Origin of the sequence: Microbacterium sp. HSID17254 (assembly GCF_003989315.1) — a bacterium.
Classification (GTDB): domain Bacteria; phylum Actinomycetota; class Actinomycetes; order Actinomycetales; family Microbacteriaceae; genus Microbacterium.
Genome location: NZ_RBLT01000140.1, coordinates 1 through 929 on the forward strand (window position 1 = coordinate 1; position 929 = coordinate 929).

The following is a 929-nucleotide window of genomic DNA, read 5'->3' on the forward strand; positions in this document are numbered from 1 at the left end:
GGTACCGCCGATAGCCTGACCTGCCGTGAACACTCCCGGCACACCGTCCGACCCGGCGAACGAGGCCGACCTCCCCGAGCAGATGCGGGTGCGCCGGGCCAAGCGCGCGGAGCTGATCGCCGCGGGCACCGACCCCTACCCCGTCGAGGTCCCCCGCACGCACTCGCTGCGCCAGGTCCGCGACGCGCACCCGGACCTGCCCGTGGACACCGCGACGGGCGAGACCGTCGCCGTCGCCGGCCGGGTGATCTTCGTCCGGAACACCGGCAAGCTGTGCTTCGCGACGCTGCGCGAGGGCGACGGTACCGAGCTGCAGGCCATGCTCTCGCTCGACCGGGTCGGGGCCGAGGCACTGGCCGGTTGGAAGGCCGTCGTCGACATGGGCGACTTCGTCGCGGTGCGCGGTGAGGTCGTCACCTCGCGGCGGGGTGAGCTCTCGGTGATGGTCGACGAGTGGTCGGTCGCCGCGAAGTCGGTCCGGCCGCTGCCGACCGCGCACAAGGAGCTGTCGGAGGAGAACCGGGTCCGGCAGCGCTACGTCGACCTGATCCTGCGTCCGCAGGCCCGCGAGACCGTGCGCGCGCGGTCCACCGTGCTGCGGACCGTCCGCGAGTCGCTCGCCGGCCGCGACTTCATCGAGGTCGAGACGCCGATGCTGCAGAACCTGCACGGCGGCGCCACCGCGCGCCCGTTCGTGACGCACGCGAACGCACTCGACTCCGATCTGTATCTGCGGATCGCACCGGAGCTGTTCCTGAAGCGTTGCGTGGTCGGTGGTATCGAGCGCGTGTTCGAGCTGAACCGGGTGTTCCGGAACGAGGGCATCGACTCCACGCATTCCCCGGAGTTCGCGATGCTGGAGGCCTACCAGGCCTACGCGACCTACGACGACATGGCGGTCCTGACCCGAGAGCTGATCCAGTCCTCGG

1 protein-coding gene is annotated in these 929 nt (G+C 70.8%); it reads left to right on the forward strand.

Annotation, left to right across the window (positions count from 1 at the left end; all coding sequences use genetic code 11):
- Nucleotides 1-82 precede the first annotated feature (82 nt).
- On the forward strand, nt 83-929 hold an 847-nt coding region (locus tag D8M34_RS18175; RefSeq protein WP_238695725.1), incomplete at its 3' end, for an amino acid--tRNA ligase-related protein.